This is a genomic window from Streptococcus parasanguinis, from assembly GCF_001578955.1.
Taxonomy (GTDB): Bacteria; Bacillota; Bacilli; order Lactobacillales; family Streptococcaceae; genus Streptococcus; species Streptococcus parasanguinis_U.
The window spans coordinates 1-873 of sequence record NZ_KQ969709.1 but is presented as its reverse complement, the minus strand read 5'-3'; the positions used below and the strand labels follow the sequence as shown (position 1 = coordinate 873).

General features: G+C 32.5%; 1 protein-coding gene. It reads left to right on the top strand.

Annotated features, from left to right (window positions below):
• Positions 1-30: 30 nt before the first annotated feature.
• The coding region (locus SPADD19_RS10845) for a helix-turn-helix domain-containing protein (RefSeq protein WP_061455984.1) at positions 31-873 on the top strand (843 nt) is incomplete at its 3' end.

Below are 873 nucleotides of genomic sequence, written 5' to 3'. Positions count from 1 at the left end.
TTAAGCAAATAGGAAGGTTTATTATCTTTAATGAATACACTCGCAGAGAAATTCAGATTGAAAAGAAAAGAGTTGAGACTCTCCCAACAAACTCTTGCAGAAGGAATTTGTGAACAAAGCCAGATTGGTAAAATTGAGAGAGGGCATTTCATTCCCTCCGCAGACCTTTTGTTCAAACTCTCACAACGACTTGAAGTACCATTAGATTATTTTTTTAATGAACAAATTGAAATTAAATCTAACCTCTCTAATTTCAAGCAATTATCTGCTCGACTATTAGATGACAGAAATTATGAAGATTTGGAATATATTTATAGAATAGAGATTGAACGAAGTACTTTTCTAACACTAGAAGACCGAACTTACCTTGAATGGATTAAAGCTATTATTGACTTCTATCAATATGACAGTAAGTGTGAGGCTATTTCTTCATTGGAAAATATATTATTAAAAGTCTCCTCAAATACTCTGATTTATTTAAAGGCATTGAATACTCTATCTAATTTCTATTCCTTAGTGGGTCGTGAACAAGAATATGAGGCAAACTACTCTCATTTAATGGAGTTATATCAGACAAAAAATTTTGAGCATCAAGAGTTTTTATTTGGCTACATCAGAGTTCGTTACAACTACGCTCACTACCTAGTGTCAAAGGAAAAATATAACGAAGCTATCCAAGAAGCTCTTGAGACGATTGAACTCTGTAAACAAAGACAGACAAGCTACCAACTGGCTCCCCTACTTATTCTTGTAGGAAATGCTGGAGCCAAATTTCTAGACAAAGAACAAGTCAAAAATTATTATATAGAAGCAAGAGAGTTATGTAAGATTTATAACAATCCTTTAATGTTGATGAAGATAGAAAATTATTTG